This is a genomic window from Lentiprolixibacter sp. (genome assembly GCF_982873095.1).
On the sequence record NZ_CEYNTP010000144.1, the window covers coordinates 1 to 7,207 of the forward strand.

At 47.6% G+C, this 7,207-nt stretch carries 6 protein-coding genes; 2 read left to right on the forward strand and 4 right to left on the reverse strand.

Annotated features, from left to right (window positions below; genetic code table 11):
• From infB to rimP, 3 genes are all read right to left on the reverse strand, one after another.
• Positions 1 to 2,042: translation initiation factor IF-2 (gene infB / locus AC4E7D_RS09395; protein ID WP_490173542.1), on the reverse strand; the 2,042-nt coding region annotated here is incomplete at its 3' end.
• A 43-nt stretch (positions 2,043 to 2,085) separates the two neighbouring features.
• Positions 2,086 to 3,318, reverse strand: coding sequence for a transcription termination factor NusA (nusA, locus tag AC4E7D_RS09400; protein ID WP_490173543.1), 1,233 nt, complete (start codon positions 3,316 to 3,318; stop codon positions 2,086 to 2,088).
• 11 nt (positions 3,319 to 3,329) lie between these two features.
• Positions 3,330 to 3,791 carry a ribosome assembly cofactor RimP gene (rimP, locus tag AC4E7D_RS09405; RefSeq protein ID WP_490173544.1) on the reverse strand — a complete coding sequence of 154 codons (462 nt, stop codon included), beginning with the start codon at positions 3,789 to 3,791 and terminating at the stop codon, positions 3,330 to 3,332.
• A 210-nt stretch (positions 3,792 to 4,001) separates the two neighbouring features.
• On the opposite strand from rimP, the gene AC4E7D_RS09410 reads away from it, so the two are divergent.
• Both AC4E7D_RS09410 and AC4E7D_RS09415 read left to right on the forward strand, forming a co-directional pair.
• Complete coding sequence (locus AC4E7D_RS09410) at positions 4,002 to 5,282, forward strand: cation:proton antiporter domain-containing protein (protein WP_490173545.1); 1,281 nt, start codon at positions 4,002 to 4,004, stop codon at positions 5,280 to 5,282.
• A 32-nt stretch (positions 5,283 to 5,314) separates the two neighbouring features.
• Positions 5,315 to 6,016: a VIT1/CCC1 transporter family protein gene (locus AC4E7D_RS09415; protein ID WP_490173546.1), complete on the forward strand. Its 702-nt coding sequence runs from the start codon at positions 5,315 to 5,317 to the stop codon at positions 6,014 to 6,016.
• Positions 6,017 to 6,065: 49 nt separating this feature from the next.
• On the opposite strand, the gene AC4E7D_RS09420 is transcribed toward AC4E7D_RS09415, so the two are convergent.
• Positions 6,066 to 6,944: a sugar phosphate isomerase/epimerase family protein gene (locus AC4E7D_RS09420; RefSeq protein ID WP_490173547.1), complete on the reverse strand. Its 879-nt coding sequence runs from the start codon at positions 6,942 to 6,944 to the stop codon at positions 6,066 to 6,068.
• Between the last annotated feature and the right edge of the window lie 263 nt (positions 6,945 to 7,207).

The window sequence follows — 7,207 nt, forward strand, 5'->3', positions numbered from 1 at the left end:
TCCACAGATCCATCCACATCCCCTTTGAGGATAATATTGAGTTCCTGGAATTCGCCCAGTGCAATTCGCCTTCCAATTTCGTCCAGCGTAATATGCCTTTGGGTACGAACCGCCTGTTCCCGCTGGAGCTGACTCCGTTTAGCGGCAATTTGCTTGGCTTCTTTTTCGTCTTCAAGCACATTGAATTTATCGCCTGCCTGGGGAGCACCATCCAAACCTAAGATAGAAATTGGCGTGGAGGGTCCGGCAATTTTCACCGCTTTACCCCGCTCATCCTGCATGGCCCTGATCTTTCCACTACAGGTACCAGCTAGCACATAATCCCCGATATGCAGCGTTCCCGCCTGCACCAGGATGGTAGATACATATCCTCTCCCCTTATCGAGGAAAGCTTCCACAACCGTTCCGTTGGCATGTTTGTCCGGGTTTGCTTTCAGTTCGAGCAGTTCGGCTTCCAGCAGCACTTTTTCCAACAATTCTTTGACGCCCTCGCCTGTTTTTGCAGAAATATCGTGTGACTGGATTTTTCCACCCCAGTCCTCAACCAGCAGGTTCATGTTGGCCAGGCCTTCCTTGATCTTATCCGGATTGGCCGTAGGACGGTCAATTTTATTTATAGCAAAAACGATAGGTACGCCTGCCGCCTGGGCATGGCTGATCGCTTCCTTGGTCTGTGGCATGATATCGTCATCTGCCGCGATCACGATAATCGCAATATCCGTTACCTGTGCCCCACGTGCCCTCATCGCCGTAAAGGCTTCGTGCCCGGGTGTATCCAGGAAGGTAATTTTTTGTCCGTTAGACAGGGTAACCCCGTACGCACCAATGTGCTGGGTGATCCCCCCGCTCTCCCCGGCGATAACGTTTTCCTGACGAATGTAATCCAGCAGGGAGGTCTTACCGTGGTCAACGTGTCCCATCACCGTGACAATGGGCGCCCTCGGTTTAAGATCTTTTGGATCGTCTTCCTCCTCCTCTATGGTCTCCTCAATATCCGCCTTGACAAATTCCACTTCATAGCCAAATTCGTCTGCAACGATCGACAAGGTTTCCGCATCCAGGCGCTGGTTCATGGTCACCATGATCCCAAGCGACATACAGGCCGAAATAATATCTGTAATGGGGACTTCCATCATGGTGGCCACCTCCCCTACGGTAACAAACTCCGTTACTTTGAGGATCTTGCTTTCCAGTTCCTGTTGTTCCAGGTCCTTTTCTGTCTGCTGCCTGTGCAGTTCCCGTTTATCGCGGCGGTATTTGGCTCCTTTGCCTTTTTTGGATTTCCCCTGAAGTTTTTCAAGGGTTTCCCTTACCTGCTTTTGCACTTCCTCCTCCGAGGGTTCTACACGAGGTGTTCCCGCAAAACGCGGTCCTTTTTTGCCTCCTGTACGTGCCCGCCCTTCAGAACCACGGCTGCTTACAATACGCTTTCTGCGTTTTTTCCTGTCCGCTTTATCCGGCTTGGCTTCGGTTTCCTTTTTCTTCTTTGGTTTCTCGAACTTGGAGAGGTCGATCTTATCGCCCATAATCTTGGGCCCGGATAATTTCTGGTATTGGGTCTCGATTGCCTCTGGCTTAGCCTGTACCTCTTCCTTCTTGGCAGTAGTCTTTACTTCCTTCTTCTCTGCAGGGGCTTCCGGGGCTTTCTCCTCTTTTTGAGGTTTGGGTTCTGGTTTTTTGTCCAGGTCGATCTTCCCAACCTTTTTCGGACCGCTAAGCTCTACCTTAGCTTTGACCACTTCCCTGGCTGCAGAACGCTTCTCCTGTGCCAGCCTTTTTTCTTCCTGCTCCTGTTCCAGTTGCAATCTTAAGGCTTCTTTTTCCTTTCGCTTTTCCTCACCAACTTCCATGGAAGCCGCTTTCTTGCTCATATCCGTCTGGAACTCATCAAGGAGGACCTGATAAACATCATTGGAAATCTTGGTGGTTGGTCTGGCCTCCACTTTGTGTCCTTTGGATGCCAGAAACTCAACCGCCCTGTCCAACGATATATTGAGTTCCCTGAGAACTTTGTTAAGCCTTATTTTTGCGCCTTCTGCCATAAAAATGCTTTACCTCTCTAAAAATTCAGTGCTAATATATAGTTTAATCTTCAAATTCCTCCTTGAGGATACGCACTACATCGTATATGGTTTCTTCCTCAAGGTCCGTGCGCTTAACCAGGTCGTCAACATCCTGCTCCAGCACACTTCGGGCCGTATCCAGCCCAATTTTCTTTAATTCTTCTATGATCCAGGACTCGATCTCATCTGAGAACTCCGTGAGTTCCACATCTTCTTCCACTCCTTCTCGGAATACATCTATCTCATAACCAGTAAGTTGCCCGGCGAGCCGGATGTTGTGTCCTCCGCGGCCAATGGCCTTGGACACCTCCTCGGGTTTCAGGTAGACCTGGGCTGTCATATTCTCATCATTCAGTTTAACGGAGGACACCCTGGCCGGACTCAGGGCCCGGGTGACCATCAACTGAGGATTGTTGGTCCAGTTGATCACATCTATATTTTCATTCCCCAATTCTCTGACGATACCGTGGATACGGGATCCTTTCATCCCAACACAGGCACCTACCGGGTCTATGCGGTCATCGTAGGAATCCACTGCCACCTTGGCTTTTTCACCGGGGATACGGACCGCTTTCTTTATGGTAATCAGGCCATCAAATACCTCAGGGATTTCCTGGAAGAACAATTGCTCCAGGAATATAGGGGAGGTACGAGACATGATGATCAAAGGTTTATTTCCTTTGAGTTCCACACTTTCGATAATCCCCCGTACATTGTCTCCTTTGCGGAAGAAATCAGAAGGGATCTGCTTTTCTTTAGGGAGAATAATTTCATTGCCTTCGTCATCCAGCAGGATGATAGCCTTATGGCGGATATGGTGTACTTCTGCCGTATAGATTTCCCCTTCGAGATCTTTGAATTGCTTGTAGATCGTGGTATTGTCGTGTTCGTGGATCTTCGAGATCAGGTTTTGTCTCAGCGCCAGGATCGCCCTTCTGCCGAGGTCAACCAGTTTAACTTCCTCTGATACGTCCTCACCTACCTCAAAATCAGGTTCAATCTTTCGGGCCTCACTCAGGGAGATTTCTTCATTGGGTTCTTCCACTTCACCGTCTTCCACAACTACCCGGTTCCTCCAGATCTCCAAATCCCCTTTGTCCGGGTTGATAATGATATCAAAATTATCATCAGATCCGAATTTCTTTTTCAAAGCATTCCTGAAAACATCTTCCAGAATAGCCATAAGCGTTACCCGGTCGATGAATTTGTCATCCTTAAACTCTGAGAAGGATTCAATCAATGCAATATTTTCCATGAGCTACCTAATTAAAAATTCAATTTCACCTTTGCTTCCTCAATATCCGTAATCGGTATTTGTTGTTTCTTCAACACCGTAGTCTTTCCCTTACCCACCGTTTTGGGTTCCCTGGTTTTCCATTCCAATATGATATGGTCCTCTTCGGCTGCCGTCAGGTTACCCTCAAATTGCCCATCTGATGTGCGCACTGCGAGTTTCCTTCCGATGTTCTTCCGATATTGCCGGGGATTACTTATCGGTGCCGTAGCACCGGCCGAAGTGACTTCCAGAGAAAAATCGAACTCCTCGCGATCAAGCCCCCCTTCAATGGAACGGCTCACAGCAACGCAATCACTCAGGCGTACCCCCTCGTCGCCGTCAATAACGATCTTGATCGTATTGTCTGCAGACACCTTCATATCGATCAAAAAGAGGGAAGGGTTGTTTTTTAATTCCCTTTCCAGTAACTGGACCACCTTTTCCTTCAACATAAATTTCAGTAATAAAAGAGGGGACTAAGTGTCCCCTCATGAATACATTACTATCCGTTCAGTGGTGCAAATATACAACAAATATTCTCATCCCAAACAGTCCCGTACACGGAAAATCAAAGCCCGAAATTCTTTTCCCAGCTTTGAGGATTAAATACTACCTTTAATATATAAGGAAGGTTACTCCTTGCTAAACCTGCTATACAACTTATGGATATTTTCTCCTCATACAACCTGATCATTGAAGCCTCGGTAATCCTGATCCTTTCCTTCTGGTTCAACACCTTATCGCGGAAAACCAATATCCCCTCGGTGCTTATGCTCATTATCCTCGGGATTATCCTCCAATATGTGGCCCTGGCCTTTGTTGACCAATTACCTGATCTTTTCCCGGTTCTGGAGGTCCTCGGAATAATCGGTCTTATTATGATCGTACTGGAAGCCGCACTGGAGCTGGAGCTGCGGAAGGACAAAATTTGGATCCTTTTGAAATCGCTGGCCATAGCCCTTATGGGCCTGGGCCTGTCGGCCTGGGTAGCTGCCTGGATTTTGTATTCCCTGGTCCCCGATATGAGCATGGCACAGGCCTGGGTCTATGCAACCCCATTGTCTATATTATCAAGTGCGATCATCATACCCAGTGTGGGAAGGCTGCCTGAAGAAAAGAAAGAGTTTCACATTTATGAAAGTACCTTTTCGGATATTGCCGGGATCATCCTCTTCTATTTCCTCTTGGGACAGCTGAATCCAGCCGAAGGAGGTAGTGTTGGGGGGTTTGCCGGAAGCGTGTTGCTTACCGTTGTTATTTCTGTTGTTGCCAGTTATGTTATTATCCTGATCTTTCAATCCATCCGTTCGCAGGCCAAGCAATTCCTGCTGATCGCAGTCCTCCTGTTGCTATATGCCATAGGCAAAAAACTCCACCTCTCTTCCCTCATCATCATTCTGGTCTTTGGCCTGGTCATCGCCAACATGAAACTCTTTTTTGGAGGGCCTCTGAAAAAATACCTAAAGGAAGAGCAGGCAAAACAGATCTACAAGGAACTACATATCATTACCCTGGAATCTGCCTTTGTGGTCCGCACTTTTTTCTTTGTGGTTTTTGGGATCACAATTGTACTGTCCACATTGTTGAGTGTAAGGGTCTTACTGATCAGTATCCTGATCCTGGCATCCATCTACGGGATACGATACGTACTGCTTCGAACGTTTGTGGGCAAGGATCTTTTCCCACAGCTGTTTGTTGCGCCCAGGGGACTGATCACCATTCTACTCTTCTATGCCATCCCTTCAGAATTTGAGGCAGCCAGTTTTGAACCGGGGATATTGCTGTTTGTGATCATTGGCACCAGCCTTATCATGACCTGGGCCATGATACGGGACAAGAAAAGAATGGTGCCCGAACCTGTTGAAAATGAAGTGGCGCCTATACCAGCCAAAGAACATGAACAGGAAGAACACGGGGATAATCCCCCTCTCGATTTGGAATGAATATCCTTTATATAGATCAAAATTAGAAGCGCATGAGCAGCTTTGGCTTTAAGAAACTGGAGCCGTATTTGAGTGAGTTCGTCTATGGGGGAATGGACGGCTGTGTAACCACTTTTGCTGTGGTGGCCGGGTCCGTTGGGGCCAGCCTGGACAGTGCGATCATAATCATACTCGGGTTTGCAAATTTACTCGCAGACGGTTTCGCCATGTCTGTAGGGGCCTACCTTTCCACCAAAACTGAGAAAGAACAGTATGACAAGCACCGCCAGATCACTGGTAAAAGTGTGGAGGAAGTACATGAAACGGAAAAACAGTATATCCGGAAAATTTATTCGGAAAAAGGGTTTGAGGGAGAGCTGCTGAACCAGGTGGTGGAGGTGATCACCGGGGAAAAGGAACGTTGGGTGGACGTAAAAATGAAGGAAGGCCTGAAAATGAGCCGGCAGCAAAAATCCCCCCTGCTCATCGGGGGCATTACTTACGCGTCCTTTATCTTGATCGGCCTGATCCCCTTATTGATATTTGTGATCGATTACCTGAAGCCTGTAGGACATGACCTCTTTTTAATATCCTCCATCCTCACCGCAGGGGGCTTTCTCTTCATCGGATGGCTCAAAGCCTATGTAAATCAAACCCGCATCCTGAAAGGAATATCAGAGACCCTGGGCCTTGGAGCGATTGCAGCCCTGGTAGCCTACTATGTTGGGAATTTTTTGGAGCATTTACTCACTTAGCCCTTCTGACATCAAGCCACATTGTATTAGTCAGCTACAAACTCTTGTACTATTGAAAACCAATTTTCCGGATCCCTTCGTGACTGATTTTAATGGCTTCCAGGGGTTTCAGTCCGTCGAAGGTCCGGTCCTGCTCTACCATGAAGTATTCCATACCTGAAAGTTCTTTCTTATCGAGGATGCTTTTAAAATCGATTTCCCCCTGGCCCACGGGAGCAAAACGCCCCTGCTTGTCCATGTCCTTGACATGCCACATTTTAAAGCGCCCTGGATATTTCTCAAAGTAAGCGATAGGGTTTGCGCCCGCCTTGGTTACCCAGTATAAATCCATCTGGAAATTGACGTATTCCGGACTGAGCTCTTCCAATAAATAATCGATAGGGGCCACCCCATTTTCATCAGGTTTGAATTCGAAATCGTGGTTGTGATACAGGAGTTGCAATCCTGCTGCCGCACACTTTTTACCCAAGACTTCAAGGATACCCGCCAGATCTTCCACAGTCCCCTTCATCCCCATACTGCTGGTCTCGCGGTCATAGGTAAACATCCCCATAGGAGGAACAGGCACCACAAAGTAGGTAAAACCTGCTGCCTTCACATCGGCGATCATGTTGTCTGCATTTTCGAGGGTAACACTGCCCTGGTGGGTACTCATAGGTCGGAGCCCCAGTCTTTTTAATTCCGAACGAAACTCCTCTGGGGACATCCCGTAGAATTTACCGTTTTGGTAACCCGCAGCTTCCACGTAGGCATACCCAGTATTGGAAACTTTTTCCAGGGTCTCGACCGGATTCTTGCTCATTTCTGCCCTAACGGTGTATAATGCAAGCCCTCCCATCTTTTCCTGGGCACTCAAATTAAGGTTGAACAAAAAGGTAAATAGAAGTGTCCAAAGACCTATCACGTTAATAAGCTTTCGATTTTTCATATTGAAGAATGGTTTTAGAAATGTCTTTTTATTGGGCAGCCAGTCATAGAACCCTCCGGGCCGAACGTCCTCACTGCCGTGATCCCCGTAAGGAATTAAAGATACCGTTTTAAATATTATTCCGGTAAACAAAGTAGGAGAAGTTGTTGTGCCGATTGCTGCCATAAAAAAACCCCTGGGGTGCGGAGCGCATCAAAGGGGCTTTTACGTTGGCCTACTAGGACTCGAACCTAGAATGACTGGACCAAAACCAGTAGTGTTGC

Coding starts and splice junctions, on each gene's coding strand:
- nusA (WP_490173543.1), bottom strand. CDS start 3,318: ATGGAAAATATTGCATTGATTGAATCCTTCTCAGAGTTTAAGGATGAC.
- rimP (WP_490173544.1), bottom strand. CDS start 3,791: ATGTTGAAGGAAAAGGTGGTCCAGTTACTGGAAAGGGAATTAAAAAAC.
- AC4E7D_RS09410 (WP_490173545.1), top strand. CDS start 4,002: ATGGATATTTTCTCCTCATACAACCTGATCATTGAAGCCTCGGTAATC.
- AC4E7D_RS09415 (WP_490173546.1), top strand. CDS start 5,315: ATGAGCAGCTTTGGCTTTAAGAAACTGGAGCCGTATTTGAGTGAGTTC.
- AC4E7D_RS09420 (WP_490173547.1), bottom strand. CDS start 6,944: ATGAAAAATCGAAAGCTTATTAACGTGATAGGTCTTTGGACACTTCTA.